This window comes from Pleomorphomonas carboxyditropha (genome assembly GCF_002770725.1).
Taxonomy (GTDB): domain Bacteria; phylum Pseudomonadota; class Alphaproteobacteria; order Rhizobiales; family Pleomorphomonadaceae; genus Pleomorphomonas; species Pleomorphomonas carboxyditropha.
On the sequence record NZ_NQVN01000002.1, the window covers coordinates 293,619 to 319,908 of the forward strand.

General features: G+C 66.4%; 24 protein-coding genes. 4 read left to right on the forward strand and 20 right to left on the reverse strand.

The genetic code is table 11. The features are described from left to right. Window positions 1-147 precede the first annotated feature (147 nt). From CJ014_RS05835 to CJ014_RS05855, 5 genes are all read right to left on the reverse strand, one after another. A complete protein-coding gene (locus CJ014_RS05835; protein WP_100079591.1) occupies window positions 148-1,122 on the reverse strand; it encodes a hypothetical protein in 975 nt (324 codons plus the stop codon). Between the two features lie 65 nt (window positions 1,123-1,187). Beyond that, complete coding sequence (locus CJ014_RS05840; protein WP_100079592.1) at window positions 1,188-2,873, reverse strand: ABC transporter permease; 1,686 nt, start codon at window positions 2,871-2,873, stop codon at window positions 1,188-1,190. Next, entirely contained in the window at window positions 2,870-3,937 is a 1,068-nt protein-coding gene (locus CJ014_RS05845) for an ABC transporter ATP-binding protein (RefSeq protein ID WP_100079593.1), read from the reverse strand. The genes CJ014_RS05840 and CJ014_RS05845 overlap by 4 nt, the downstream gene beginning before the upstream one ends. A gap of 77 nt (window positions 3,938-4,014) precedes the next feature. Next, window positions 4,015-4,992 (reverse strand): extracellular solute-binding protein, encoded by a 978-nt coding sequence (locus tag CJ014_RS05850; RefSeq protein ID WP_100079594.1) that lies wholly within the window; start codon window positions 4,990-4,992, stop codon window positions 4,015-4,017. 173 nt (window positions 4,993-5,165) lie between these two features. Further along, window positions 5,166-6,977 carry a sensor histidine kinase gene (locus CJ014_RS05855; protein WP_100079595.1) on the reverse strand — a complete coding sequence of 604 codons (1,812 nt, stop codon included), beginning with the start codon at window positions 6,975-6,977 and terminating at the stop codon, window positions 5,166-5,168. Between the two features lie 484 nt (window positions 6,978-7,461). Here CJ014_RS05855 and CJ014_RS05860 point away from each other — a divergent pair, with 484 nt between their 5' ends. Further along, window positions 7,462-8,214, forward strand: a complete 753-nt coding sequence (locus tag CJ014_RS05860) for a winged helix-turn-helix domain-containing protein (protein WP_100079596.1) — start codon at window positions 7,462-7,464, stop codon at window positions 8,212-8,214. Window positions 8,215-8,338: 124 nt separating this feature from the next. Here CJ014_RS05860 and CJ014_RS05865 read toward each other — a convergent pair whose 3' ends face one another. Further along, complete coding sequence (locus tag CJ014_RS05865) at window positions 8,339-9,232, reverse strand: LysR family transcriptional regulator (protein ID WP_100079597.1); 894 nt, start codon at window positions 9,230-9,232, stop codon at window positions 8,339-8,341. A gap of 99 nt (window positions 9,233-9,331) precedes the next feature. Here CJ014_RS05865 and CJ014_RS05870 point away from each other — a divergent pair, with 99 nt between their 5' ends. Then, a complete protein-coding gene (locus CJ014_RS05870) occupies window positions 9,332-10,255 on the forward strand; it encodes an alpha/beta hydrolase (RefSeq protein ID WP_100079598.1) in 924 nt (307 codons plus the stop codon). Between the two features lie 72 nt (window positions 10,256-10,327). Here the strand turns inward: CJ014_RS05870 and CJ014_RS05875 are convergent, their stop codons facing one another. The 11 genes from CJ014_RS05875 to CJ014_RS05925 form a co-directional block, all read right to left on the reverse strand. Then, window positions 10,328-11,533 carry a sigma 54-interacting transcriptional regulator gene (locus CJ014_RS05875; RefSeq protein WP_207765679.1) on the reverse strand — a complete coding sequence of 402 codons (1,206 nt, stop codon included), beginning with the start codon at window positions 11,531-11,533 and terminating at the stop codon, window positions 10,328-10,330. Between the two features lie 4 nt (window positions 11,534-11,537). Next, entirely contained in the window at window positions 11,538-12,353 is an 816-nt protein-coding gene (locus CJ014_RS05880) for an NAD(+)--dinitrogen-reductase ADP-D-ribosyltransferase (protein WP_100079599.1), read from the reverse strand. 1 nt (window position 12,354) lies between these two features. Further along, entirely contained in the window at window positions 12,355-12,894 is a 540-nt protein-coding gene (locus tag CJ014_RS05885) for a gamma-glutamylcyclotransferase (protein ID WP_100079600.1), read from the reverse strand. Window positions 12,895-12,904: 10 nt separating this feature from the next. Next, window positions 12,905-13,591, reverse strand: coding sequence for a Fe-only nitrogenase accessory protein AnfO (gene anfO / locus CJ014_RS05890; RefSeq protein WP_165790763.1), 687 nt, complete (start codon window positions 13,589-13,591; stop codon window positions 12,905-12,907). 73 nt (window positions 13,592-13,664) lie between these two features. Beyond that, the gene (anfK, locus tag CJ014_RS05895; RefSeq protein ID WP_100079602.1) at window positions 13,665-15,053 is read right to left on the reverse strand and encodes a Fe-only nitrogenase subunit beta; all 1,389 of its coding nucleotides are present in this window, start codon (window positions 15,051-15,053) and stop codon (window positions 13,665-13,667) included. Window positions 15,054-15,064: 11 nt separating this feature from the next. After that, entirely contained in the window at window positions 15,065-15,490 is a 426-nt protein-coding gene (gene anfG, locus CJ014_RS05900) for a Fe-only nitrogenase subunit delta (RefSeq protein ID WP_100079603.1), read from the reverse strand. Between the two features lie 11 nt (window positions 15,491-15,501). Further along, on the reverse strand, window positions 15,502-17,067 hold the full coding sequence (anfD, locus tag CJ014_RS05905; protein ID WP_100079604.1) for a nitrogenase iron-iron protein, alpha chain: 1,566 nt from the start codon (window positions 17,065-17,067) through the stop codon (window positions 15,502-15,504). 84 nt (window positions 17,068-17,151) lie between these two features. Beyond that, entirely contained in the window at window positions 17,152-17,982 is an 831-nt protein-coding gene (gene nifH, locus CJ014_RS05910) for a nitrogenase iron protein (protein WP_100079605.1), read from the reverse strand. 408 nt (window positions 17,983-18,390) lie between these two features. Then, window positions 18,391-20,028 carry a sigma 54-interacting transcriptional regulator gene (locus CJ014_RS05915; RefSeq protein ID WP_245427132.1) on the reverse strand — a complete coding sequence of 546 codons (1,638 nt, stop codon included), beginning with the start codon at window positions 20,026-20,028 and terminating at the stop codon, window positions 18,391-18,393. 123 nt (window positions 20,029-20,151) lie between these two features. Further along, complete coding sequence (locus CJ014_RS05920) at window positions 20,152-20,865, reverse strand: type 1 glutamine amidotransferase (RefSeq protein ID WP_100079607.1); 714 nt, start codon at window positions 20,863-20,865, stop codon at window positions 20,152-20,154. A 3-nt stretch (window positions 20,866-20,868) separates the two neighbouring features. Then, window positions 20,869-21,531, reverse strand: a complete 663-nt coding sequence (locus CJ014_RS05925; protein WP_100079845.1) for a pyridoxamine 5'-phosphate oxidase family protein — start codon at window positions 21,529-21,531, stop codon at window positions 20,869-20,871. 398 nt (window positions 21,532-21,929) lie between these two features. Between CJ014_RS05925 and CJ014_RS05930 the strand changes: the two genes are divergently transcribed. Both CJ014_RS05930 and CJ014_RS05935 read left to right on the forward strand, forming a co-directional pair. After that, window positions 21,930-22,160, forward strand: coding sequence for a DUF6429 family protein (locus CJ014_RS05930; protein ID WP_100079608.1), 231 nt, complete (start codon window positions 21,930-21,932; stop codon window positions 22,158-22,160). A 166-nt stretch (window positions 22,161-22,326) separates the two neighbouring features. Then, entirely contained in the window at window positions 22,327-23,337 is a 1,011-nt protein-coding gene (locus CJ014_RS05935) for a tetratricopeptide repeat protein (protein WP_100079609.1), read from the forward strand. 76 nt (window positions 23,338-23,413) lie between these two features. On the opposite strand, the gene CJ014_RS05940 is transcribed toward CJ014_RS05935, so the two are convergent. From CJ014_RS05940 to CJ014_RS05950, 3 genes are read right to left on the reverse strand one after another with little or no spacing between them, the layout of a single operon-like run. Further along, entirely contained in the window at window positions 23,414-24,502 is a 1,089-nt protein-coding gene (locus CJ014_RS05940) for an ABC transporter ATP-binding protein (RefSeq protein ID WP_100079846.1), read from the reverse strand. 28 nt (window positions 24,503-24,530) lie between these two features. After that, a complete protein-coding gene (locus CJ014_RS05945; RefSeq protein WP_100079610.1) occupies window positions 24,531-25,370 on the reverse strand; it encodes a carbohydrate ABC transporter permease in 840 nt (279 codons plus the stop codon). Window positions 25,371-25,385: 15 nt separating this feature from the next. Continuing rightward, the gene (locus CJ014_RS05950; protein ID WP_100079611.1) at window positions 25,386-26,267 is read right to left on the reverse strand and encodes a carbohydrate ABC transporter permease; all 882 of its coding nucleotides are present in this window, start codon (window positions 26,265-26,267) and stop codon (window positions 25,386-25,388) included. Window positions 26,268-26,290: the final 23 nt, after the last annotated feature.

Genomic DNA, 26,290 nt, shown 5'->3' on the forward strand with positions numbered 1-26,290 from the left:
CGTGTCGTTGCGGGTCCGGTCGGGCTGACGGGACCGTTTCACGGCACCGTTAGGCGTGTCGGCGGGAGAAATCCGTCATCTGGAGGACACCAGGCAAATTAAGCCGGCGGCGGCGGCGGACAAGCGCCTCGAAGCACGGGCCAAGGATCAATCCGAGAGGATGATGACGGTCCGGTCGTCGAATAGCTGCTCCGGGCCCGATCCCTTGACGCCCCAATGGGTCAGGGTCTTGGTCGGGTCCTCGCGTTCGATCCGGTCGGCCACAGCCTCCCAGTCGGCGAGCGCCGTCCCTTCCGGCAGTTCGAGGTAGCCGTCGCTGAAGATTTCCACGCATCGGACCGAGCGGCGCGGCCGCTCGAAGCTGATCAGTCCGAAGCCGCGCGACACCGTGCCGTCGATGACGGCGTAGCCGAGCGGATGATCGGCATCGTTGGCGTAGCCGTATTGCCCCCTGGCGATGCCGGCCCTCAGCATCGGCTCGACGAAGGCGAGCAGGGCGTCGTCGAGCCGGCCGGTCAGCATCCGCCGGGCTTCGCCAATGACCTCGGCCGCCTCGTCTTCGGAGATCAGGGCCGGGATGGCCTCGTCGAAGCCGCGGAAGACGCCGCGCCGCGAATCCGGCTCCAGCGCCGCTGCGGCAAGGCCGCGCCGCCTGAGGTGGTGATAGAGCGCCACCCGGCCGGCCGACATGATGTCGTCGATCGGCTTGAGGCTCTGGAAGGTCTCCTCGCCGTTGATGCGGATGCCGCTGTCGCCGACCAGCGTGAAGCGCAGGCTGTCGCCGACCTCTTCCATCAGCGCCATGGTGGTGGCCGCCGAGATGCGCTCACCGCGCGCCCGGCTTTCCTTGTCGAGCGCCGCACCGAGCCGGGCGTTGAGGATGGCGACCAGCTCGTCCGGCGTCCTTGTCCCCGGCGCCTGCTCGACCAGCGCGTCGATGAGCGCAGCCGACGCCTGGAGCGCGGCGAAGCGGCCGCTACCGACACCAGCGATCGAGGCGCCGTTGACGTCGGTGGCGCCGTCGAACACCGCATAGCAGCGCCCCGGAATCACCACCGGGATGTCGTCGCCGGCTTTTCCGGGCGCCGCGTATTTGGAGACGGAGAGGCAGTCGATACGCATGAAACGATCCTCGGGCATACGGATGCCGCCCGCTCCTTGGCGGGCGACACGTGGGGGTCGGGGCGTCAGACGAAGGCGCCCTCGCGGTTCTCGGACAGGCGGAAGACGATGAAGACGCAGATGCCGGAGCTGACCAGCAGGATGGTCGACAGCGCCGCCGCCAGGCCGAACTCGCCGTCAAGCACGGCGGAGTAGATCTTGATCGGCATGGTCGCCGTGGCGCCGGTGTAGAGCAGCAGCGTCGACGACAGCTCGTTGATGGCGGTGATGAAGCTCATCATGGCGCCGACGACGATGCCGGGGATCATGATCGGCACCGTCACCTTCAGGAAGGCCAGCGCCGGCGGCGCCCCGAGGTTGACGGCCGCCTCCTCGATCGACGGCTTGATCTGCCTCAGGATCGACGAGGTGGAGCGGACGCCGTAGGGCAGGCGGCGGATGAACACCACCAGGATGATGATCAGCGCCGTGCCGATCAGGTCGACCGGCGGCCGGTTGAAGGTCAGCGCGAAGCCGATGGCCATGACGACGCCCGGCACCACGTAGGGCACCATCAGAAGGCTGTCGAGCAGGCCCGACAGCCAGGTTTCCCGCCGCACCACGATATAGGAGATAAAGGTGCTGGTGACGGTGATCATCGCCACCGCCGCCAATGCGAAGGCGAAGGAATTGCCGACGACGTTGGGCAGCTCGTTCCACACCCGCGCGTAGCTCGTCAGGCCGAAGGCGCCGGTGAACACCGGGCCGCTGGTGGCGAGGATCGAGGTATAGAACACCACGATCATCGGCAGCGCCGCCAGGAGCACCACCAGATAGCAGAAGGCATGGACCAGCACGCCGAACAAACCCGACAGCGGCTTCTGCTCGGGCAGGTTGGTGAGCGCGCCGGCATAGCGGCGCTTGCTCAGGAAGTAGCGCTGCAGGAACACCGCCGCCATCGAGATGACGATCATCAGCATCGAGATGGCCACGGCGATCGACGGCGTGCCGCCCATCTCGGCCGTGTACTGGTTGTAGGCGATGGTCGACAGCGTGCGGAAGTTCCGGCCGATGATCGCCGGCGTGCCGAAGTCGGCGATCGACAGCACGAAGGCGAGGATGGCGCCGGAGCTGACCGCCGGGAACACCAGCGGCAGCGTCACCCGGAAGAAGCGCGCCGTCGGCGAGCAGCCGAGGTTGGCGGCCGCCTCCTCGAACGACCGGTTGATCGAGCGCAGCGCGCTCTCGGTCATCAGGTAGACGAAGGGGAAGAACTTCAGCGTGAACACCAGGATGATGCCCGGCGTGCCGTAGATCGACGGCACGGCGAGGCCGAGCTCGCGCAGCGGCTTGGTGACCCAGCCGTTGTTGCCGAGCACCAGGATCCAGGAATAGGCGCCGATGAAGGGCGGCGACACCAGCGCCAGCACCGCCACGGTCGAGATCAGGCTGCGGGCCTTCACCTGGAAGCGGGCGACGAAATAGGCGAGCGGCACGCCGATCAGGCAGGCGCCGGCCATGCCGCCGACGCCGACGAGCATGGTGTTGCCCAGCGCGCCGAGGTAATAGGGATGGCTGAGCACCGTCGCGTAGTTGGCGAGGGTATAGCCTCCCGTCTCGGGATCGACGAAGCCGACGACGAACACCTCCGACAGCGGGGCGATGAGCAGAACGGCGATCATCACCAGACAGAGGGCGAACACGACGTTCCAGAAGTTGAAGAAAGGTATGGCCCGTTGCCGGCGGGGGACGGGAGCGGCCGCGAGGGTCATGACAGGAGCCTCCCGTTGTCGGCGTCCTCGTAGAGCGCGAAGTCGGCATGCGGCAGCGAAATCTCGATCGGATCGCCCGGCCTGAGACGCACCGCCTCCGCCTCCGGCGACACCAGCGCGGTGATCGCCAGATCGCCGCTGTCGACGGCGATTTCCAGCTCGCGGCCGATGAACATGGCGTGGCGCACCGTGCCGCCGAGGGTGATGGCCGCGCCCGGCTCGCCCGCCCCGAGCCGCACCTTTTCCGGGCGGATCGTCGCGACGACCGGCCCGGCGAGGCCAGGGACCGGGCAGGGCATCGAGGTGCCGGCGAGATCGAGGCGGCCATCCCGCGCGACGGCGCGCAGCCGGTTGTTGGAGCCGACGAAGGAGGCGACGAACAGGTTGGCGGCGCGGCTGTAGATGTCCCAGGGCGCGGCGACCTGCTGGGCGATGCCGCCGTACATCACGCAGACCTGGTCGGAGATGGCGAGCGCCTCCTCCTGGTCGTGGGTGACGTAGACGGTGGTGATGCCGAATTCCCGCTGCAGGTCGCGGATGTCGCGCCTCAGCTCGACGCGCAGCTTGGCGTCGAGGTTGCTGAGCGGCTCGTCCATCAACAGCACTTTCGGCCGGATGACCAGGGCGCGCGCCAGCCCGACGCGCTGCTGCTGGCCGCCGGAGAGCTGGTGCGGCATGCGACTCGCCAGCGGCCCGAGCTGGACGATGTCGAGCATCTGTCCGACGCGCGCCTTGAGCTCGGCGGCCGGCACCTTGCGCTGGCGGAGCCCGAAGGCGACGTTGTCGAACACGCTGAGGTGGGGGAAGACGGCATAGTCCTGGAACACCATGCCGACGTCGCGCAGGTGCGCCGGCTTGTCGCCGATCGACACGCCGTCGACGTGGATGCCCCCCTCGTCCTGGATGTGGAAGCCGGCGATGGCGCGCAAAAGCGTGGTCTTGCCGCAGCCGCTCGGCCCGAGCAAGGTGAAGAACGCGCCGGAGGCGATATCGAGCGAGATGTTCTTCAGCGCCGTGAAGTCGCCATAGCTTTTCTTGAGGTCGGTGATTTGTACGCGCGCCATGTCGGCAGCCCCCCGCGGAGATATTCGGGTCGTTCGGCAAGGTGGGCGGCCGGCTCAGCCGGCCGCCCGGCCCGGCGTCACTTGGTCATGATGATTTCGTTCCACTTGGCGAGCGCCGTCTTCTGATAGCCGGCGGCCCATTCGAGGTCGTACTTGATGAGCTTCAGCGACGACAGCGGCGTCAGCATCTCCGCCGACGGCACGTCGACGCGCACCGGGCGCCGGCCGATCGAGGCCACCAGCTTCTGGCCTTCCTCGGACAGGGCAAAGTCCATGAAGGTCTTGGCGGCCTCCGGGTTGGCGGGCGTCGCCAGCATGGCCATGCCGTCCGCCTGCGCCGTGGTGCCGTCGGACGGATAGATCACGTCGACCGGACCGCCGCCGATCTTGAAGCGCAGGCCGACGTCCTCGTTGGAGATGCCGATAGCCGCCTCGCCGTCGTTGACGAACTTCGGCACCGCGCCGGACGAGTTGGCGAGCTGGGTGTTGTCGAGGATGCGGCTGTAGAGGTCCCAGCCCTTGTCGAGGCCGTAGATCTGCAGCAGCGCGGCGAGCTGGATGTAGGCGGACGACGACTTGTCGAGCCGGGCGATCGAGATCTTGTCCTTGTACTTCGGATCGGCGAGATCTTCCCACGTCTTGGGACGGTCGGCCTCGGCGAGCTCGCTGGTGTTGACGACGAAGCTGGTGGCGACGACGGTGAACGGCGTCCAGTTGCCGCTCGGCTTGACCTCGGGGACGATCTTGTCGGCATCCTTCGGCGTGTAGCTGCCGAACAGGTCCGGATTGGCCTGCAGGATCTCGCCGCCGACCGACCAGAGCACGTCGGCGGTCTGGCGGTTCTTCTCGGCCTTGAGGCGGTTGATCAGCTCGCCGGCGCCGGCCTTGATCAGTTCGACCTTGAGGCCGGACGATTTCTCGAAGGCCGGGATGATCTTGTCGACGATCTCCTGCGGCGCGGCGGTGTAGACGATGACCTTGCCGTCGTCGGCGAGCGCCATGGCCGGCGCGGCGACGGAAAGGATGGTGAGGGCGGCGAGAAGCTGCTTCTTCATGGGTTCCTCCAAAATCGGCTTTTCGGGCCGTAGCGGGCCGAACTCCCCTCTTTGGCAAATGCCGATGCCGGCTCGGCCATGCCGGCATCGATGGGGTCGGAGCGGCGGATCATCCGTCGCCCGTCGTTTTCGTTGGCCGGTCCTCCGGCCGGCCGCTGCGCCGCCGTCCGCCGTCAGGCGAGCGCGGCGCCGCCGGCCGGCGGATAGCGCGGCAATTCGATGTCCACGACCGTTCCCTGTCCGGGCTGCGACGTCAGGTCGATGCGTCCGCCGGACTGGTGGACGAAGCCGTAGACGGTGGCGAGGCCGAGGCCGTTGCCCTGCGCCGCCTGCTTGGTGGTGAAGAACGGCTCGAAGACGTGATCGAGCACCTCCGGCGTCATGCCCGACCCGTTGTCCTCGACGCGGATGCGGATCTTGCCGTCGGCCGTCGGACCGGCGGCGAGGCGGATGACGCCTTCGCCGGAAATGGCGTCGCGGGCGTTGAACAGCAGGTTGATCAGGGCGTTTTCGAGCTGCCCGGCGTCGATGAGCGCCACCAGCGGCCCCGCCCGCTCGCCTTCCTTGACCGTCTCCAGGCGGATCGGCCCGCCGAAGTTGTCGTGCAGCAGGTCGGCGAGCGCGTCGATGACCGCGTCGACGTCGGTCGGCGCCGGTTCGAGCGAGCGGCGCCGGCCGAAGGTCAGCAACTGCTGGACCATCGACGAGCCGCTTTCCGTCGCCTCCAGGGCGCGCAAGGCCCGCTGGTTGTTGGGCGATCCGGCGTCCGTCGTCTCCTGGATGAGCTGGACGTTGGCGGAGATCGCCGTCAGCACGTTGTTGAAGTCGTGGGCGATGCCGCCGGTGAAGCGGCCGATCGCCTCCAGCCGCTCGGCGTGCTGCAACTGCCGCTGCAACTGCTCCCGCTCGGCGACCTGCGCCTTGAAGACGCCGAAGGCGGCGGCCAGCGCGCCGATCTCGTCGCGGCGGCCGGCCCCGGGCGCCTCGGCCGCGGTGTCGCCGGCCGCCAGGCGGCGCATGGCGTCGGCGATGCCGGTGAGGTCGGCGATGGCGCCGCGCAGGAAGGCGTTGGCGACGACGAAGGCGGTGGCGAGCACCGCCAGGCCGATGACGACGGCGGCGATCTTGCCGATCCTGAGAGCCCGGGCGATCTCCGCCTGCCGGGCGCTGCTGGCATCGGTGAGCAGCCCCGAATAGTCCCGGCTGAGGCGGGCGATGTCGCGGGCGGCGGCATCGGCCGAGGCGATCAGTCGACGCTGGCGGCTCTCGACGTCGATGACCGCTAGGCGGCGCTCGAACAGCGGCACCAGGAGCGTCAGCGCCATCGGCCGGCCGTCGTGCCCGAGAAGCTTCAGGAAGGCGGCCTGCTGGCTCTCAACCTCGGCGCTGTCCGAGGAGGCGATCGCCGCGCTCGCCAGCGACAGGGCGACGGCGATGGTCGGGTGGCTGCCGTCGTCGGCGAGAAGGACGCTCTTGAGAAGCGCCAGATCCTGCGTGGCGGTGCGCATGCCGGCGTTGGCGTCGATCGCCTCGGCCACGGTGGCGGCGAGATCGGTGACGATGGCGTTCAGCCGGTCGGATGCCTGGACGAGGGCCGGCACGACAGATGGAGTCGGCTCAGCGGTCGTGAGGGCGGGCAGCGACTGCGTCAGCGTCGAGAACCGCCGCAGCTCGTCCCGCAGCGCCATCTCCGCCTGCGACAGGTCCTCCCGGTCGCCGATATCGCGGAATCGGCGCGCGGCGAGCGACAGGTTGGACGTGCTTTCGGAAAGCTCCAGCATGCGCCTTGCGTCGGCGATCGACTCGCGCTGCATCTCCGACAGCAGCCCGTCAAGCCGCTCGAGGCCGATGAGCGCCGCGCCCTCCACCAGCACGATGGCGCCGAGGACGGCCGCCGATGCCAGGAAGAGGCTCCGGCGCAGCCCGCGGCGGCGCGCAGGCCGTGAAACGGCCGTGAGGGAAGTTGGCTGCGGCGAAACGACCATGCCTGCGATCTCCTGCGTCAACGTCCTGCCGACAATGATTGCTGGACACTATTGCTATGCCAGCAAAGCAATCCCAACACGGCATTCGGTGGACGGCAAAGGCGGACTATCGCGCCGTGGCGCGCCGGCCCGCCGGCAGGGGGATCGAAAGGGTCTCGGTCGCAGGCTGCGGCATGCCTCGGACGGGCAGGGCGGGCCTCTGGCTGGGGGCTGTCATGGTCACTCCTCCGTCGCCTGCGGTCCGGGCAGACCGGCCGACTGGAGATGCGAGCATCCCCGGTCCTCTCCTCCGCAGATAACGCCATGAGAGTTGTCGGGGCATGTGAACGCAGTATTTCGCGATCGGCGGCGCGTTTGTAATACTGTTCACGATCCGCCATCGGGACGATCTGCTGCACCGAAAATCCACTTGAAGCCCTTGACCCCGCATGAAACCTTGGCCGGATTGGCAACGGACGCGGAAGACGTCCGGGAGGTGGGGCCGATGCCGGATACCAAGGCGCGCGACGGGGCGCGGAGGCTGCGCGTCGCGGTCGTCGACGACGACCGGGCGGTCCGCGACGTCGTCTGCGATACCCTGGAAAGCGAAGGCATCGAGGCGGTCGCCTGCGCCTGCGCCGCCGATCTCTTCGCGGCCGTGGCGCGGCCCGAAGGGCTCGACATGATCATCCTCGACCTGCAACTGCCCGACGGCGACGGCTTTGGCATCGCCGCCGGCATCAGGGCGACCAACCCGGTGCCGATCATCATGCTGACGGGGCGCGGCGGCGATCTCGACCGCATCATGGGGCTGGAGATCGGTGCCGACGACTACGTGGTCAAACCCTTCAATGCCCGGGAGCTGCTGGCGCGCGTCAAGGCGGTGCGCCGCCGCATGACCAACGATTTCGACGCCGCCCGGCCCATTCGCAACGGCTATCGTTTCCTCGGTTACGTCATGGACGTCGACCGGCGTCGCCTGACGGCGCCGAGCGGCGCGCCGGTGGCGCTGACGGTGGCCGAATTCGATCTCCTGCATGCCCTGGTGCAGCGCCACGGCCGGGTGCTGTCGCGCGACCAACTCCTCGAGATCACCCACCGGGCGGCCGACGACATCTTCGACCGGACGATCGACGTGCTGATCCTCCGCCTGCGCCGCAAGATAGAACCCAACCCGACCAGCCCGCGCTTCATCAAGACGGAACGCGGCCACGGCTACGTGTTCGACGTCAAGGTGGACGAGATCGGCGGCCGCTAGAGCATCGGACCGGAAAGTGGACTCCGGCTTTCGGAAAATCCGACGCGACAACAAGAAACTTTGCGTCCGTTAGGACGCACGACGATCTAGAATATTTTCTCCGGATCATCCCCAGCCAGAGGCATCAGCCGCGATAGCGCAACGCGTCGATCAGCACGGCGAGGGCGGGCGGATGTTGCCGCCGGCTCGGATAGTAGAGATGATAGCCCTCGAAGGTCTTGCGCCAGTCGGCCAGCACTTCGACCAGCTCTCCGCCGGCGATGGAACCGGTCACGAAATCGAGCGGCAGGTAGGCGAGGCCGAAGCCGGCGAGGCAGGCCTGGCGCACCTGAATGACGCTGGTGAACACGAGCCTGCCTTCCGTCGTGACGCGCAGGTCTTTTCCGCCCTTGCTGAACGTCCAGGCGAAGAACTCGCCGTGGGTGGGAAGGCGCAGGTTGATGCACGCGTGATCGGACAGGTCCTGCGGTCGTTTCGGCGGTTTCCGCGCCTGAAAGCAGGACGGCGCGCCCACGACGACCATCGGGATGTCCGGCCCGATGCGGAGCGCGATCATATCCTTCGACACCAGCTTGCCGCGACGGACGCCGGCATCGAAGCGCTCGCGGACGACATCGGTGCGGCCGTAGTCCGTCACCAGTTCGATGTTGATCTCCGGATAGAGCGCCAGAAACCGCTCCAGGGTCGGCCACAGCAGGCTGAGGATGGCATATTCGTCGGCCGACAGACGGATCGTGCCGGACGGCCGCTCACGCAGCGCGCCGAGCCGGGCGAAGCCGCGGTCGATCTGCTCCAAAGCGGGCGCCACCTCCGATAGCAGTCTTTCGCCCGCCTCCGTCGGCGACACGTTTCGGGTGGTGCGGTTGAGAAGACGCAGCCCCACCCGCTCCTCGAGGTTCCGCACGGTCTGGCTGAGCGCCGACTGGGAGACGCCCAGCCGCGCCGCCGCACGCGTGAAGCTGCCTTCCGCCGCGACGACGACGAAGGCGTTCAGATCCCGGAGATTCTCGTTCGACATTCATAAGCCCAGCTAATCATGGCATCCCGATTGAACTGTCTAAACGAAAACCGGAGCGAGCGATATCTTCAGGTCGATCCAATGGAAAGGAGACCGAACATGAAATCCGTGACCTTCAAGAACAAGACCTGGGACGTGGCCGCCGATCTCCACCTGCCCGGCGGCTTCGACGAGGCGAAGAAATATCCGGCCATCGTCGTGGCCCACCCGATCAGCTCCTGCAAGGAGCAGACGGCGGCGATCTACGCCGCGAAACTGGCCGAACTCAGCTATGTCTGCCTGGCCTTCGACGCCTCGACGCAAGGTGCGAGCGGCGGTCCCGGCCGATACCTGGAAGACCCGGCGACCCGCGTCGAGGATTTCCGCTGCGCCGCCGACTACCTCGTGACGCTGCCCTATATCGACGAAAACCGCATCGGCGTGCTCGGCATCTGCGGCGGTGGCGGCTACGCGGTGAACGCGGCGATGACGGAGCGCCGCTTCAAGGCGGTCGGCACCATCGTCGGGGCCAACTACGGCCGGCTGTGCCGCGAGGGCGACCTGACACCCGACGCGGCGATCAAGGCGCTCGAAGCCATCAGCGCGCAGCGCACGGCCGAGGCCCGCGGCGCGGAGACCGCGATCACCACCTATATCCCGCAGTCCAGGGCGCAGCTCGAATCCTACGGCATCGAGGATGTCGACGTGGTCGAGGCGGTGGACTACTACACCACGCCGCGCGGACAGCGGCCCGGCTCGCCCAACAAGCTGAACGTCGTCAGCACCGGCGCGGCCTTCGCCTGGGACGCCTATCACCTGGCGGACAAGCTGCTCACCCAGCCTTTGCAGATCATCGTGGGCGGCGGCCGGACAGGCGCCTTCGGCTCCTACCGCGACGGCTTCGAGCTGTTCAACAAGGCCCGATCCGAGAAAAAGAGCATCCTCGTCGTTCCCGGCGCCACGCACTACGACCTCTACGACAAGCCCGATTGCGTTGACCAGGCCGTCGCAAAGCTCGAGGCGTTCTACGGCGAGACTCTCTGAGCCAAGGCGTGATGTCGACGAGGCCGCTATAGGCACAAGGACCAAGCGTCCTGGTGCCTATAGCGGCAGCCCTTACCACTTTCTGAGAACAATGCCGTATTTGCGGATGGCATAGCCGATCTGTCGCGCCGACAGGCCAAGTAGCCGGGCTGCCTTTGCCTGCGACCAGCCGGCCGTGGCCAACGCTTCGAGAAGCTCGTCCCGTCCGACGCGAAGCGCAACCTCGGCGGAGGCGTTGTCGGGGCGGTCGCCGGCGATGATCATTGCCGGGGCGGCAGGCGGGACGGCCGGAGAGGCTCCGGGCGACGGACGGCAGCCTTGCCGGCAGGAGAAGCTCGTCGCCGAGACGACCGGCCCGTCGGCCATGACGGCTGCCCGTTTCACGCAATTCTCCAGCTCACGGATGTTGCCGGGAAAATCGCAGGTGAGGAGCAGGTCGATGGCGTCCTTGCCCAGGGTGTGCCGGCCGCCGTTCGCCCGGTCGAAATCGTCGAGGATGCGGCGGGCGAGCTCCGGGATGTCCTGGCGGCGGTCGCGCAGCGGCGGCAGCGTGAGCGGCACCACGGAAAGCCGATAGAAGAGATCGGCGCGGAAGGCGCCGGCGGCGATCGCCGCCGTGAGGTCGCGGTTGGTGGCGGCGACGATGCGGACATCGGCGCGCAGCGTGCGGGTTCCGCCCACCCGCTCGAACTCGCCGTCCTGGAGCACGCGCAACAGCTTCACCTGGAAGGCCGGCGAGGTGTCGCCGATCTCGTCGAGAAACAGCGTACCGCCGGCCGCCAGCTCGAAGCGGCCCTTGCGCTCGGCCGAGGCGCCGGTGAAGGCGCCGCGCTCGTGGCCGAACAGCTCGCTCTCGATCAGCGCCTCCGGCAGGGCGGCGCAGTTGACCTTGACGAGCGGGCCGCAGCGGCCGGACTGCCGATGCACCATTTCGGCGAACAGCCCCTTGCCGGTGCCGCTCTCGCCGAGGATCAGCACGGGCAGGTCGGTCGGCGCGACGCGACGGACGGTGTCCGTCGCCGTCCGCATGGCCGGATGGTTGCCGACAACGCAGCGCGGCCGGTCGCGGCCGCCGCAAACGGCGCCCCTCCTGCCCGCCGGTCCCGCGCCGTGCGCGGCCAGGAGCCGCTTCAGTTCCGCCACGGCGTCGGCCGGCGGGTTGCGGTCGACGATGCCGGCGATCCGGGCGATGAGCCGCTCTCCGTCGCCGCCTCCGGCCTGGTGGCGGCGTTCGGCGACGGGCAGCGGACGGTCGAGGATGGGGGCGAGGTCGGTCACGGCATCAATCCCTTTCGACGGAAACGCGATAGTCGCCGCCGATCACCCAGAATTCCCGCTCCGAGCGCAGCGGGAAAAAGGCGAGCAGCGTGTTGGCGAACAGGATCTTGGGGAGCGGAACGTCCACCGTCAGGATGGTGTGGCCGAAGCAGTCGGCCACCCAGCGATCGGTGGTGAAGGAGGAGAGGCTGTTGAGCCGCAGGATGAAGTGGCGGCGATCGAAGCGCCTGACGACGTGGTGCTCGTGGAAGCCGTCGACGCCGCGATAGAGGCGGACGTGGCTTTCCTCGGGGTAGACGAGGTTGGCGAGCACCCACTGGACATATTCGTAGAGCAGGTCGAGCTGGGAGAAGATCGAGTTGGTATGGAAGCCGCTGGCCATGCGCTCCTCGACATAGCCGAGGAAGGCGATATCGCCGACCGTGCCGATCGGCTGGCGATGGAAGCCCGGAAGCAGGCCGAAACGGCTCTCCACCCAGCCCTTCAGCACGGCGGCCTCCGGGCTGGAGCTGTCGTAGCCCCAGCCGATCAGGAGGCGCAGGAAGGACGAACGGAACGGCCGGCGGATGCCGGCGCCTCCGTCGTCGCTCCGCTGGGCGAAATCGAGGCCGTAGACCGCCACCATGTATTTCAGGAAGGCGTCGGAGGCGTCGGCCAGGTCCTCGGCCTTTGCCAACATCTCGAACAGCGGATCGTTCATCTCGCGCACACCGGAGATATGCAGGGGCGCCGGCTCGTCGTTGAAGCCCACCGAGGCGATCAGCCCGGTCGGCAACCCCACGAGATTGGTGCCGTATGGCAGGCTCGCCGGCGGCGGCATGTCAGCAGGCGCAGCCGCCGGACGCGGCGGCGGCGATGGCCGGGAAGGCGATGCGCGGCACCGGCACCGTCGCGGGGCGGGCGGACAGGGTTTCCAGCGTCGCAAGGCTGGCGGCCGGCAGGCCGAAATGCCGCATCCCGGCCGCCATGTAGGCGATATATTCGACGCTTGGCGGCGCCGGCGTTCGGCTGTCGTCGAGCTTGTAGAGGACGACGTCGAGCGGGCCGCCCGATGTCTCCACCCTGGTCGGATAATGGAAATGGCTGCCGGTGCCGTTGAGGCGGACGCCGCGCACCTTGTCGAAAAAATCGGCTTCGCGCGTCGACAGCGCGACGACGATGCCGTGCACCGACGCGCCTTTCTCGGCCAGCACCGTCTCCTCGCCGCCGTCCCACAGGTCGTTGTGGCCGAAGAAGGCGAGGCGATGGTCGCGCAACACGCCGACCGCCTTCACCTCGCCGCCGGGGCAGCAGGCGGCAAGGCGCTCGGGGTGGAGATCGGCGCCGTAGAGGAATTGCAGAACGGGGCGGTCGATGGCCATGAGTGCCTCCTCACTGCACCGCTGGACGGGTGACGGTGGCGACGACGCCGACGCCCAGCAGGGTCTCGGACGTGTATTCGAGGCCGAGCTGGGCGATCCTGGCGGCGAACCAGCGCGGCAGATGGTCGCAGATCACCTCGATTTCGCTGAAGGCGCCGCCCTCCAGCACCGGGATCAGGATCTGGCGCGAGTTGAGGCCGGGCAGTTGGCGCATCACCGCTGCGACGTCGACGCGCAGCCGGCCGCCGCCGAGGTCCTTGGGCGGCGGAACCTCCACGTCGGGACCGCAGGCGGGCGCCTTGCGGCCGCCGCAGCCGGAGGAAGCGCAGGCGGCGGTGGCGCAGGCCGAGGCGCCTTGCCCGGCGGTCATTTCCGACTGCCGGCGCGCGACCATGGCGAGCTGATCGTCGACGCTGCCTTCCGAGGTCCAACAGGAAAAACCCATCTCCTGGCCGAGCAGCGAATAGATGTAGCCGTTGCGGTCGCCGGAGATCAGCGTCCGGCAATCCCGGAGGCTGGCGGCAACCCGCTCGACGAGGCCGCGCACCAGCGGGATGGAAGCGCCGTCGGGCAGGGCGAAGGCGAATTCGCCGATCTTCGACCAGCGGTCGCCGCCGCCTTCGTAGAGGTGAATGACGCCGTCCTCGTAGAGGCTGACGGGACGGCCGGCGGCATCGGTATGCACGGCGATCTTCATGACGTTTCTCGCGGCATCGCTGGAAGGGAAGGGCGGCGGCGCCGCCGCCCCAAGGGCATGGCGGGCCGGCGGCTCACCAGACGTTGAGCAGCCACTCCTTGTTCTTCTTGACTTCCATGTCGTTGAACAGGGCATTGGCCATCTGCTCGGCCAGCCAGGTGGCGCCGGCGTAGCCGACCACCGGATTGCGGAAGATGCCGGCCCGGTCGTAGGTCGGAAAGCCGACCCGCACCATGGGGATGTTGTAGTCGATGGAGACGAAGCGCCCCTTGGAGTGGCCGAGGATCAGGTCGAGCTCCAGCCCCTTGTTCTTGACGCGGTCCTCGAGATCCCAGAAGTCGGCGTTGGTGACGATCTCCATGGGATAGTCGACGTTGTCCTGCAGCGCCTTGATGCGGGGATCGTCGACATAGCCGGAGTTGTCGTCGCCGAGCAGCAGGAGCTTCGGACGCATCTCGAGGTCGAGGCAGAACTCGGCGAGGCCGATGACGAGGTCGGGGTTGCCGTAGATCGCCACCTTCTTGTCGGCGAGGAACATGTGTGCGACGTCGGCGATGGCGTCGAGGGCGATGCCGCGCTCCCTGACCAGGCTTTCCGGGATCGGCTTGCCGGTCACCGCCGAAAGCTTCCTCAGGAGCGCGTCGGTGTTGCGGATGCCGATCGGCGTCGGGCCGATGGTGGAGGGCACCTTGAGCTTCTTCTCGAGGAATTGCGCCGCCTTGGCGCCTTCGTAGCGGTTGAGCGCGAAGGTGTGGATCGCCGAGCCGGTCGACTGCAAATCCTCGACGGTCGTCGATCCGTGCGACACGGCCTTGCCGTCGGGCATCAGCGGACTGTCGAAGCTCTCGATCTCGAAGAGAACCGTCGCCTCGATATCCATTTCCTTGAGGAGATGCTTCAGCTCCTTGACGTCGCCGGGATTCACCCAGCCGGTGATCAGGTTGATCTTGCCGTTCGGCTCGCCCTTCCTGGCGAACTTCTTGACGAAGTCGCGCACCGCGACGTCGTAGCCCGACACCATCGAGCCGACGAAGCTCGGAGTGTGGATGGGCAGGAGATGCACCTCGCGATCGGCGAACTTCTCGGCGAGCAGCCCTTCTTCCAGCTTGGTGATCAGGCCGTCGACGTCGTCGCCGATCACTTCGGTCGAGCAGGTGGTGATGATCGGCACCACCTTGACATGCGGATAGCGGGAGAGCAGCACGTCCACCGCCGTCTCGACGCGATCGAGGGCGCCGAACACCGCGCCGTCCTCGTGCACCGACGACGAGGCGATCTCGAAGCTCTCTTTGAGGTGCTGGGAGATCAGCAGGCGGACGAACATCACGCAGCCCTGGCCGCCGTGCACGATGCCGATGCAGTCCTTGACGCCGATCGACGCGTATTGGGCGCCGGCCGGCTGGCAGGTGAAGATCGGGTTGATGGTGCCGATCCGGTCCTTGGCCTTGACTTCGCAATTCATGGGTCGGCTCCTCAGTAGTTCTGGACGGTCAGCTCTTCGTTGAGCGAGCCGTCGATGGTCAGCCAGTCGATGCGGGCGTGCAGCTTGGCGAGGATGGCGCGGATCTCGTCGGCGCCGAGGTCGGCGAGCCAGGCGCAGCGCTCCCTGAAATTGCGGGCGAGCAGCACCGCGTCGACCCAGTAGCACTTGTCGAGCGGCGTCGGATTTTCCACCTCCTCGCCGACCAGCAACTGCGTCGTCTTGCCGAGGATGCCGGCATTCTGCTTGCGCCGGTCCCAGCCACGCGAGTTGAACTGCCAGAGGCAGTTCTTCATGATATAGGTCTCGAGCTCGGAAACCTTGGCGCGGGTTTCGTCGTCGAGGTCGGCCATCGGGTCGTGGTCGTAGAGCTTGGGATAGTTCGCGCGAGCGACGTCTTTTTTCTCTTTCTTGGCCATGGGGGCCTCCTTCACTCGGCGGCTTCGGTGGCGACGCGGCGCTCGAAGGCCGGATAGGACTTTCCGCGCAGGCCCGGGATCGGGTCGAACGGACCGGTGTAGCCGGTGATCGGCGACGCCTTGGCCTCGTCGGAGAGGTTGGCGTCCGACAGCATCCGCCGCGTCACGAACCCCTTGTCGGTCGCATAGTCGTCCTTGGAGATGTCGATGGCCGACAATTGGTGCATCGGCGAGTAGACGGCGTTGTAGATGTCGCGGGCGAACCGCACCCAGCCCTCGAAGCCCTTGTAGGGGCCGTTGTGGTAGGCATGGGCGTTGAGGTAGGGCACGCGCATCTTCTTGGCCACTTCGCCCGGCCGCTTGCCGGTGAAGATGACGTCGGGCTTCAGCGTCAGCAGCGCTTCCTGGCCTTCGAGCTCGTTCGGGTCGTCGATGGCGAGCGCTCCCTCGCCGCAGCGCGAGACGCCCTTCTCCATGTCGCCCTGGTGGCCGAACTTGGTGTAGACCGACACCACCTTGACGCCCATCTCCTCCTGGATGGCGTGCGCCCAGTGCCAGAGCTTGGAGCCGCCCGGCCACAGGCAGACCCTCTTGCCCTGGAGCCGTTCCCTGTACCAGTCGAGCTCCGGCTTCCACCGGGCGGTTTCCTCGGCGATGATCGCCTCGGCGCGGTCCTCGATGCCGAAGAACAGGCCGATCTTGCGCAGGCTGTCGCCGAGCGCCTTGTGGCCGAAGCCGTCGATGTCGAGGCGGGGGATGCCGTAGCGGGCGCGCAGCTCGTCGCAGATGTATTCGGCCGAACGGGCGCATTCGAGCACGTTGAGATGCGCCCGGTGCATGCCGCGCAGCGCGTCGTAGGTGCCGTTGCCGGTAAACGTCGACAGCACCTGGATACCCATGCGCTTGAAATAGTCGAGCATCACCTCCTGGTCGCCCTGGATGTTGTACTCGCCGACGTAGTTGATGACGTAGTCGGAGGTGATTTCCGGCTCGACGGTGCCGACCTTCTGGTTCAGCCAGGCGATATTGATCTTGTGGTGACCGCCCGACTGCGACGGACCGCCGAAGCCCGGCGAGTTGCAGACGAAGATGTCCACCTCGGGCCGCTCGGTCATCACCTCCTCGGCGATGGCGGCGATGTCGTCGCCGATCAAGGCCGTGGCGCAGGTCTGGTAGATGGTCATGCGCTTGATGTCGGGGAAGGCGTCGAAGGCTTCGAGGATGTTCTGCTTCAGAAGCTTCTCGGCGCCGAAGACGATGTGCTTTTCCTTCACGTCGGAGGCGAAGGTATACTTCAGTTGGAAATTGTTGTTGTCGGAGATGTAGCGCTTGGTCTGCCAGGTATCGTAGGTGCAGCCGACGGGACCGTGGCTGAGGTGGATCACGTCCTTCATCGGCGTGCCGATCACGTGCTTGGCGCCGCAATAGGCGCAGCCGCGTTCGGAAATGGTGCCGGGAATGGTGTTGAGATAACCCTTGGGCAGCGCGTGCGTCAGGTCTTCACCGGGTCCTTTGACCACGGCGTGCATCTTGCGCTCGGGGATGCACTTGCTGACCTCGAATTCATGATACGGCATGGGAAATCCTCTTCGGGCGGGGAGGGAGCCGCCGCGCGGGCGGGAGGAGCGCGCGACGGACGGGCGAAGGGGAGGGGACCGGCGCTAGTTCAGCATGCCGTATTTGACGACCATCGCTTCCAGCTGGTCCATGGACAGCGGCCGGGGAATGACGAAGTCCTCGTTCTCGATGATCTTGCGGCCGAGCTCGCGATATTCCTGGGCCTGGTTCTGCTCGGCGTCGAACTCGGTGACCGTCTTCTTGTTGAACTCGGCCTTCTGGACGATGTTGTCGCGCGGCACGAAGTGGATCATCTTGGTGCCGATCGCCGCCGTGAACTCCTCGAGGAATTCCTTCTCGCCGTCGACGTTGCGGCTGTTACAGATGATACCGCCGAGGCGGACGCCCGACTGCTTGGCGTATTTGACGAGGCCCTTGCAGATATTGTTGGCGGCGTAGATGGCCATCATCTCGCCGGAGGCGACGATGTAGACCTCCTGCGCCTTGCCGTCGCGGATCGGCATGGCGAAGCCGCCGCAGACGACGTCGCCCAGCACGTCGAAGAAGATGAAGTCGAGATCCTCGGTATAGGCCTCGTTCTCCTCCATCAGGTCGATGGCGGTGATGACGCCGCGGCCGGCGCAGCCGACGCCCGGCTCCGGGCCGCCGGATTCGACGCAGCGGATGTCGCCGAAGCCCTTCTTCATCACCTTGTCGAGGGTGACCTTCTCGGCGCCGTGGATGCGCAGCGTGTCCATCACCGTCTCCTGCGGCTTGCCGCCGAGGATGAGGCGGGTGGAATCCGCCTTGGGGTCGCAGCCGTGGATGAACACGTGCTTGCCGTGGAAGTGGGCGAGAGCTGCGGCGGTGTTCTGGGTGGTGGTGGACTTGCCGATGCCGCCCTTGCCGTAGATGGCTACCTTGCGCGTCGTCATAATCGTTGTCTCCAGGAAGGTCTTGAAGGGCGGTGGGAGGCCGCCGATGACGAAGACAGGATCGCAACGAGCGTGCCACGACTTTAGTATTAGACGGGCCGTGAATGGCTCCCATGCGTTTTCGGAAAGCGGCTCGGCAAGTTGTTGTTCAAGGAAGCCTTTCAGTTGTTGCAATCCGTTCGCAATGTCTTGGGATTTACGGCGATGTCAGAACGAGAACGAAATTTACATTCCCGCACAATTGACGAGGCGGGCGGCAATTCATCGTCCGGGACCGGAATTTACGTTTCCGGAAATTTACGCCGGCTTATTCACCGAAAGCGTAAATCCGTCCGGGGAGTGCCCGGATATGAAAAGGCCCCGTCGGCGGCGGCCGGCGGGGCGACGGGACGGATCGGCTGAATGGATTTAGCGGCGGGGTGGCGTTCCGGTGCGGAAGGTCTTGTAGCTGATGCCGTAGCGCTCCATCCTGAGGCCGAGCATGCGGCGGGTGAGACCGAGCTCGTTGGCGGCCAGCCCGACGTTGCCGTTCGAGCTCTTCAGCGCCTCGACGATCATCTCGTATTCCACCGCGTGGATCTTGCTTTCGAGGCTGACGCCGAAGGTCGTACCGGTCTCGTCGGAGGTCTGCAACGACGGCGGCAGGTTGTAGCCGTGGATGACGTCGTCATCGGACAGGATCACCGCCCGCTCGATGACGTTTTCGAGCTCGCGCACGTTGCCGGGCCAGTGATAGGCCATCAGCATGTTGAGGGCCGGCGTCGAGATGCGCTTGATGGACTTGTGGTTGGCCCGGCTGGACTGGGCGACGAAGTGATCGGTCAGCAGGATGACGTCCGAGCCGCGGTCGCGGAGCGGCGGCACGGTGATCGGCACGACGTAGAGGCGATAGTAGAGATCTTCCCGGAACTCGCCGCGCTCGACCATGGCGGCGAGGTCGCGGTTGGTGGCGGCGATGATGCGGACGTCGACCTTGAGCGGCCGGCTGCCGCCGACCCGCTCGATCACCCGTTCCTGCAGCACGCGCAACAGCTTGGCCTGCACGGCCAGCGTCAGCTCGCCCACTTCGTCGAGAAAGATGGTGCCGCCGTCCGCCTGCTCGAACGAGCCCTTGTGGGCGGCGAGCGCGCCGGTGAAGGCCCCCTTCTCGTGACCGAACAGGCCGCTTTCCGCCAGGTTTTCCGGGATGGCGGCGCAGTTGAACTTGACGAAGGGGCCCTCGGACGCGGCGCTCGAATAGTGGATGGCGCCGGCCACCAGTTCCTTGCCGACGCCGCTCTCGCCGAGGATCAGCACGGTGGCCCGGCTCGTCGACACCTTGCGGATCAGCTCGTAGACCTCCTGCATCGGCTTGGAATTGCCGATGATGTTGGCCGGCTGGTAGCGCTCCTTCAGTTCGTTCCTGAGGCGCAGGTTCTCCGTCTCGAGCGCCACCTTCTCGACGTTGGCGATCAGGTAAAGCTCGGCCAGCGGCGCGATCATCAGCGCGATGGCGGCGATGAATTCGGCGTCCTGCTTGAGCAGCAGGCGGCTGCGGTAGACGCGCTCGCCGGCAATGGTGCCCAGCACCTTCTTTCCCAGCATGATCGGCACGCAGATGAAGGCGGCCTTGGCGCGCCGCTCGCTCTCCGGCGAGCCGGTGCGGTTGAGGAAATCGGCGCTTTCGGAGAGGCGCGGCACGACGATCGCCTGGCCGCTTTCCACCACCTTGCCGGTAATGCCTTCGCCGGGGGCGTAGATGCCGCGCTTCCTCTCCTCGTCGGTCAGCCCGAAGCTCTCGTGGATGAAGATGGTGTCCGAGCGGCGGTCGTAGAGCGTGATGATGCCGCGATCCATGCGGAGGCTGACGCGCATGATGTCGAGGATGATGCGCAGCGCGTCGGCAAGCCCGGAGCTCTCGGAAATCACCTGGTTGAGGCGATAGAGCACTGGCAGGGTGTTGACGCGGCACTCGCCGGTGCCGCAATGCGAAAAGTCGTCGACCGGCTCGCCGAAGGCGAGGTCGGGGTCGAGCAAGTCAGCCGAAGATCGAGCGTCGTTGGCCACTCTCGGATGTCCCGTCTCCCTCCTCCCGATGTCTCCTCGGTTGCCTGAATGCAAGTCGCGGACCAAAGCGCCGATGCCGAAGGCCCAAGTTTCGTGCAGCCGGCTCGATGGGGAAATTTCGCCCTATGCTTTTGCGATAGAAAGGAAATTCCCGTTGAGCCTTTGGGCGGCCCGCCCGAAGGCCGGCAGCCGGGCCGCCACTTCGTCGGCGAGTCCGGCCGCGGTGTCGCCGAGCGCCGCCCTCAGACTGGCCAGATAGGCAGGCACGGCCTGCCAATCGGGCACCGTCTGCGCGGTGATTTCGACGTGGTACTGAAAGCCGTAGGCGTGGCGTCCCCACCGCATGGCCTGGATCGGGCAGGCGGCGTTGCCGGCCAGCGTGACGCCGCCGGACGGCAGGGTCTTCACCTCGGCCCCGTGCCACTCAAAGCAGTCGATGCGGTCGGCAAAGCCGGCAAAAACCGGATCGGCCCGCCCCTCGGCCGTGAGGTCGACGGTGGCAAACCCCACCTCCGGCCTTGCCATCGGCCCGACGGAGCCGCCGAGCGCGTCGGCAAGCAACTGGTGGCCGAGGCAGATGCCGAGATAGGGGCGGCCGAGATCGCGGACAAAGCGGCGGATCGCCTGTTTCTCGGCGACCAGCCAGGGGAACTCCGTCTCCTGCCAGACGTCCATCGGCCCGCCCATGACGACCAGGAGGTCGAAGCCGTCGAGCGGCGGGATCGCCGCGCCCATGTCGAGTTCGACGGTCTCGATGCCATGTCCGGCCGACAGCCAGAGATCGGTGAACGCGCCGGGATGCTCCACGGCGAGATGCTGGAAGACCAGGATGCGCATGGCTCAGCCGATCGAAAAGGCGGTCAGCGAGGCCGGCATTTCGACGTCCGGCAGGTTGCGCGGGTCCGGTTCGGGCGCGCCGACGGCAAGGCGGATCGGCAAGACGCCCGCCCAGACGGGAAAGGCGTAATCCTCGTCGCCATCCTCCGGCGGCCCGGCCCGCAGCTTGGCCGAGGCTTCGGTGAGCGGCAGCGACAGGATGGCGGTGGCTTTGATCTCCTGATCGGTGACCGGCCGCAGCCGCTCCCACTGGCCGGGCACGTAGCCATCGACGAAACGCTTGAGCAGGCGCGTCTTTTCGGCCGGGTCGGTCACCGCTTCCGGCCGGCCGAACACCATCACCGAGCGGTGGTTGATGTTGAAGTTGTAGGCGGCGCGCGCCAGCACCAGCCCGTCGAGGATCGAAACGGTCAGGCAGACCTCGGCATCGTGAGTCGCCTTCATCATTCGGCCGTGGGCCGCGCCATGCCAATAGACCCGGTCTCCCTCCCGCCATTGCAGCGTCGGCGTCACGATGGGATTGCCGTCGTGGACATAGCCGACGTGGGCCACCGGCATGGCGTCCAGGATGGCGTAGATGGTCTGTCGGTCGTAGTGGGCCAGCCAACGATAGCGATTGACGCGGGTGCGGGCGCTGGGAGAAGCCGGTGCGGCAGCATCAGGCACGGAGAAATCCTTCCGGTAGGTGTCGAACACGCACCGGCAACTGCATAACCTGGGCCACTTGCATTTTTCAAGATTAGCAATTTCAGGGTGTATCTGGCCATTGCTGCCGGCGGATGACCAAGGAGAACCCGATATCCAAATTACGCCAATGCAGGAGTAGCCAGCGGAGACTGCTCTGCTTGGGCAGGCGGGCGGCTGGAGCGTCCGCGGCCCTCGTCCTGTTCAGGCTGCGGGAAAGATCATATGGGCAGGAAGGACAAGAGGATCGTTTCTGGCCGCCGTCGCATGCTCTCGCCGACACAAAAAGGGTAGACAGGAAAACAGGTCGAGCGCAGCCGCCCGATGAATAGGGTATCATGGCTGAGAAAGGGATCGTTCAACTTCAGGGATGGCTGACGATGGATATCGACCAGGACAAGATCGACAATGCCGTGCTGGCTTTGCTCCACCTGACGCTCGACCAGGACGGACGCGCCTGGAAAAGCTTCGACTGGAATGTCATGGATCGGCTTCATGCCAAGGGCTTCATCGGCGATCCGGCGAGCAAGGCGAAGTCCGTCCGGCTCACGCAGGAGGGGATCGCGCGCTCCGAGCAACTGTTCCAAGAGATGTTCGCCAAAACGCGGTGAGCACCGGATTGCTCGGGCGAGATGTCGCGCGGTGACAGGAAGCGTCAAGCTGCCTTCGCTTCGGCCCGGCGGGGCAACACCCGCAGGACTGGCGGCCGGACGTCTTGTTCGGAGGCAAAGACGGCCGAACCGCTCACTGGCGGCCTGACAACGAGGAAATGGCACCGTGGAATCCGCCGGAACGGTCACGTTGGAGATCCTGGAAGGCAGCGGCCTCTTTCAGCACGGCGAGGGGTACGACGACATCGCCGACGCGCTGGCCGCAACGCTGGACGCACGCGATGGCGACCAACTGACCGATGCCCAGTATATCGCGGCCCTGAAAGCGCTCGTCGCCCGCAAGCCGGACTTCATCGACGGTCACGCTCATCTTGGATTTGAGCTGTTGGAACAGGGCAAGCCGAAACTCGCGTTGCAAGCCTGTTCGCGCGGGTTCGAGATCGGCGAGCGTGCCATCCCGGCCGGGTTCTCGGGAACGATCGAATGGGGCTTTCTCGAGAACCGGCCGTTTCTGCGGGCCGCGCACGGCAAGCTCCTTTGCCATCTCCGGCTCGGCCGGCGCCGGGAAGCCCTTGCGATCATGGAAAAGCTGCTGCGCTGGAACCCCGACGACAACCAGGGTCTGCGCTTCCTCATCGGCTCGGAATACCTGCGCCTCGGCGATCGGGTCAAGGCCGCCCGCTTCTTCCGCGATGCGGCGCCGAACTATCCTCCCTACTATTACGAGGAGGGCCTGCTTCACCTGTTACAGGGCGACCGGATCGCCGCCGCGACCAGCCTGCGCCGTGGCTTCGTGACAATTCCCTATGTGGCGGAGATGCTGTGCGGCCATCCCGATCCGCTGCCGCTCGCCATCTGGCATGACTCGAACCTGGCGGAGGCCGAAACGGCGCGGGCGTATTTCGATCTCTGTGCCGAACTCTGGTACAAGACATCGAATGCCATTTCCTTTCTGCACTGGCTCTACAACCACCCGAAAGTGTTGGCGGAGCGCGCCCGCGTAATGGAATGCAACGAAGCTCTGCTCTGGCAGCACGATCCGGTACAGCGTCGAAAGCTGAGCAAGGCCAGGGAGGCCGCGTTTGCCGCCATCGATGATCGCCTCTCCGAGGAGATCGTCGTCGAGCGTGCGGACCGAAAGGGGCGCATGATCGCACCATGGCGCTACGCGCGATAGCGGCACGTCCGATGGCTGAACCGGATCAGGCAAGGCCGTGTTGCGGTGTTGCGGCATCGGTTACCGCGCGCCGGCGTCAGGACAGCGCCGGGATGCGCTTGCTCGTTGCGGCGTCGAATATATGGGCCTTGGCGAGGTCGGGCGTCAGGGTGATCGCCTCGCCCGGCGCGATGTTGCGCTGCTCCTTGAAGGCGGCGGTGATGCGCAGCGGGCCGGCGTCGCTGAATACGACCATGTCGGAGCCGGTGTTCTCGACCGAGTGGACCCGGGCCGGAATGCCGCCCGCCTCGGCGCCGCCGGAAAGCCGGACGTGCTCGGGCCGGATGCCGTAGACGAGGTCCTGCCCGTTGCCGACCTCGTAGGCCGGGTCGAGCCTGACCTTCGCGCCGTTTTCGAACACCGCGAATTTTCCCTCTTCGCTCACCTGCGCCTTGGTCCGGAGCAGATTGATCGACGGGGTGCCGAGGAAGCCGGCGACGAAGGTGTTGACCGGCTTCTCGTAGAGTTCGAGCGGCGCTCCCGCCTGCTCGACGCGGCCATCCTTGAGCACGACGATCTTCTGGCCGAGCGTCATCGCCTCGATCTGGTCGTGGGTGACGTAGACCGACGTCGTGCTGAGGCGGCGGTGCAGGTCGGCGATCTCGCCGCGCACCTGGGAGCGCAGCTTGGCGTCGAGGTTGGACAGCGGTTCGTCGAACAGGAACACCGACGGATTGCGGACGATCGCCCGCCCCATCGACACGCGCTGCCGCTGCCCGCCCGACAGCTCCTTCGGCAGCCGGTCGAGCAGGGCGCCGAGCTCGAGCATCTCGGCGGTCTCGGCGACCTTGCGGGCGATCTCCGGCTTCGGGACGCCGGCGAGCTTCAGGGCGAAGCCCATGTTCTCGCGCACCGTCATCTGCGGATAGAGCGCATAGGTCTGGAACACCATGGCGATGTCGCGATGCTTGGGCGGCAGCGTGGTGACGTCGCGTCCGCCGATCATCACCTGCCCGGAGCTCACCGCTTCGAGGCCGGCGATGATCCTGAGCAGCGTCGATTTGCCCGAGCCGCTCGGCCCGACGAGAACGCAGAACTCGCCTTCCTCGATCTGGAGCGACACGTCGTGGATCACCGAGAGCTGTCCGAAGGTCTTCGTTACATTGTTGAGCGTTACAGATCCCATGATGGCTTCCATTCCTGGTCCGTCGGCGTCAGCCCTTGACCGCGCCCGACATCAGGCCCCGATTGAAATGCCGCTGCAGCAGCAGATAGACGACAATGCACGGGATCGTCGCGATCACCGTGAAGGCGATGAAGATGTTCTGCTGCATGATCTCGTCGACGCGCAGCGAGCGAAGGATGACGGGGATGGTGTAGAGGCTGCGGTTGTCGACGGCGATCAGCGGCAGCAGATACTGGTCCCAGATCATCAGGAAGCCGAAGATCGTCGTGGTGCCGAGCGCCGGCTTGACCAGCGGCAGGACGACCAGGCGGAAGATCTGCAATTCGCTCGCGCCGTCGACGCGCGCCGCGTCCTCGAGATCGCGCGGGATGGCCTTCATGAACTCGGTCAGCAGGAACACCGAGAAGGCCCAGCCGACGATCGGCAGGATCATGCCGGCGTAGCTGTTGTAGAGCGACACGTCGAGGACCGGCAGCCTGGCATGCAGGATGAGGTAGAGCGGGATGGCGATGACCTCGTCCGGCAGCATCATGGTGGACAGGATCGCCAGGCTGACGATGCCGGCGCCGCGGAAGGTCTTGCGGGCGAGCGCATAGGCGGCCAGCGCGCTGACCGTGGTCTGGAGCGCCGTGCCGATGATCACCACCACCAGCGAGTTGAAGAGATAGAGCCAGGCCTTCACGTTGACCCAGGCGAAGACGAAATGCTGGAAGGTCGGCTGCTGCGGCCAGAGCACCAGTTGTCCCGGCTGCACCGTGCCCTTGTTGAACGCCGTGGCGGCGATCCCCCAGAACGGACCGCAGAAGACGAGCAGCAGCAGCACGTAGAGGACGATGCGGCCGATCTTCATCGTCAGGGTTTCCTGCATGGTCGATGTCCCCCGTCAGAAACGCGCGATCTTGTTCTTGATGAACACGTGCGCCACGGTCAGCAGCACCGTGAAGGCGAACAGCACGAACGAGATCGCCGCGGCGTAGCCGTAGTCGAGCCGCTCGAAGCCGGCGGTGAAGATGTGCGTCATGATCATCGACGTGCGGCCCGACGGTCCGCCGCCGGTGGTGGTGTAGACCTCGGTGAACACCCGGAAGCCGCGGATGAACGAGAGCATGATCACGACGGAGAAGGCGGGAATGAGCCCCGGGATGGTCACGTGCCACATCTTCGACCAGGGGCCGGCGCCGTCGACGTCGGCCGCGTCGTAGAGCTCCCGGTTGATGCCGGCGAGCCCGGCGATGAAGATGACCATGTTGTAGGGCACGCTCTTCCAGATCTGCAGCAGGATGACGGTGAACAGCGCCTGGTTGGGGTCCGACATCCAGCCGTAGGGGCCGGCGCCGAACAGGCCGAGGATGCTGTTCACGACGCCGCCGGCCGCCGGATAGAAGATGATCCGCCAGATCTCGGCGAGCACGGCCACCGAGGTGACGGCCGGGAAGAAGATCGCCGTCCGGATGATCTTGATGTGCGTCGCCGGCTTGTCGAGCAGCAGCGCCACCGCGAAGGACAGTATGCCGCCGGCGATGGTCGACGAGATGACATAGATGAACGTATGCGCGGTGGCGGCGTGCAGCGCCGTGTCCGACAGCATCCGCTGGAAATTGGCCAGCCCCACCCACTGGTCGGCGCCGGTGAACTTGATCTTGTAGAAGCTCATGACGAGCCCCTTCACGACCGGCACGAACTTGAACCAGGTAAAGACGACCAGGGCCGGGGCCAGGAACAGCCACGGGACGATCCATTGCCAGCGTCGGGAATCGGCGCCCATTTCATCACCTCTGTGTCGCGGAA

What these genes read in the sequence shown, in the direction of transcription:
- CJ014_RS05835 (WP_100079591.1), bottom strand. Translation starts at nt 1,122, where the DNA reads ATGCGTATCGACTGCCTCTCCGTCTCCAAATACGCGGCGCCCGGAAAA.
- CJ014_RS05840 (WP_100079592.1), bottom strand. Translation starts at nt 2,873, where the DNA reads ATGACCCTCGCGGCCGCTCCCGTCCCCCGCCGGCAACGGGCCATACCT.
- CJ014_RS05845 (WP_100079593.1), bottom strand. Translation starts at nt 3,937, where the DNA reads ATGGCGCGCGTACAAATCACCGACCTCAAGAAAAGCTATGGCGACTTC.
- CJ014_RS05850 (WP_100079594.1), bottom strand. Translation starts at nt 4,992, where the DNA reads ATGAAGAAGCAGCTTCTCGCCGCCCTCACCATCCTTTCCGTCGCCGCG.
- CJ014_RS05855 (WP_100079595.1), bottom strand. Translation starts at nt 6,977, where the DNA reads ATGGTCGTTTCGCCGCAGCCAACTTCCCTCACGGCCGTTTCACGGCCT.
- CJ014_RS05860 (WP_100079596.1), top strand. Translation starts at nt 7,462, where the DNA reads ATGCCGGATACCAAGGCGCGCGACGGGGCGCGGAGGCTGCGCGTCGCG.
- CJ014_RS05865 (WP_100079597.1), bottom strand. Translation starts at nt 9,232, where the DNA reads ATGTCGAACGAGAATCTCCGGGATCTGAACGCCTTCGTCGTCGTCGCG.
- CJ014_RS05870 (WP_100079598.1), top strand. Translation starts at nt 9,332, where the DNA reads ATGAAATCCGTGACCTTCAAGAACAAGACCTGGGACGTGGCCGCCGAT.
- CJ014_RS05880 (WP_100079599.1), bottom strand. Translation starts at nt 12,353, where the DNA reads ATGCCGCCGCCGGCGAGCCTGCCATACGGCACCAATCTCGTGGGGTTG.
- CJ014_RS05885 (WP_100079600.1), bottom strand. Translation starts at nt 12,894, where the DNA reads ATGGCCATCGACCGCCCCGTTCTGCAATTCCTCTACGGCGCCGATCTC.
- anfO (WP_165790763.1), bottom strand. Translation starts at nt 13,591, where the DNA reads ATGAAGATCGCCGTGCATACCGATGCCGCCGGCCGTCCCGTCAGCCTC.
- anfK (WP_100079602.1), bottom strand. Translation starts at nt 15,053, where the DNA reads ATGAATTGCGAAGTCAAGGCCAAGGACCGGATCGGCACCATCAACCCG.
- anfG (WP_100079603.1), bottom strand. Translation starts at nt 15,490, where the DNA reads ATGGCCAAGAAAGAGAAAAAAGACGTCGCTCGCGCGAACTATCCCAAG.
- anfD (WP_100079604.1), bottom strand. Translation starts at nt 17,067, where the DNA reads ATGCCGTATCATGAATTCGAGGTCAGCAAGTGCATCCCCGAGCGCAAG.
- nifH (WP_100079605.1), bottom strand. Translation starts at nt 17,982, where the DNA reads ATGACGACGCGCAAGGTAGCCATCTACGGCAAGGGCGGCATCGGCAAG.
- CJ014_RS05920 (WP_100079607.1), bottom strand. Translation starts at nt 20,865, where the DNA reads ATGCGCATCCTGGTCTTCCAGCATCTCGCCGTGGAGCATCCCGGCGCG.
- CJ014_RS05930 (WP_100079608.1), top strand. Translation starts at nt 21,930, where the DNA reads ATGGATATCGACCAGGACAAGATCGACAATGCCGTGCTGGCTTTGCTC.
- CJ014_RS05940 (WP_100079846.1), bottom strand. Translation starts at nt 24,502, where the DNA reads ATGGGATCTGTAACGCTCAACAATGTAACGAAGACCTTCGGACAGCTC.
- CJ014_RS05945 (WP_100079610.1), bottom strand. Translation starts at nt 25,370, where the DNA reads ATGCAGGAAACCCTGACGATGAAGATCGGCCGCATCGTCCTCTACGTG.
- CJ014_RS05950 (WP_100079611.1), bottom strand. Translation starts at nt 26,267, where the DNA reads ATGGGCGCCGATTCCCGACGCTGGCAATGGATCGTCCCGTGGCTGTTC.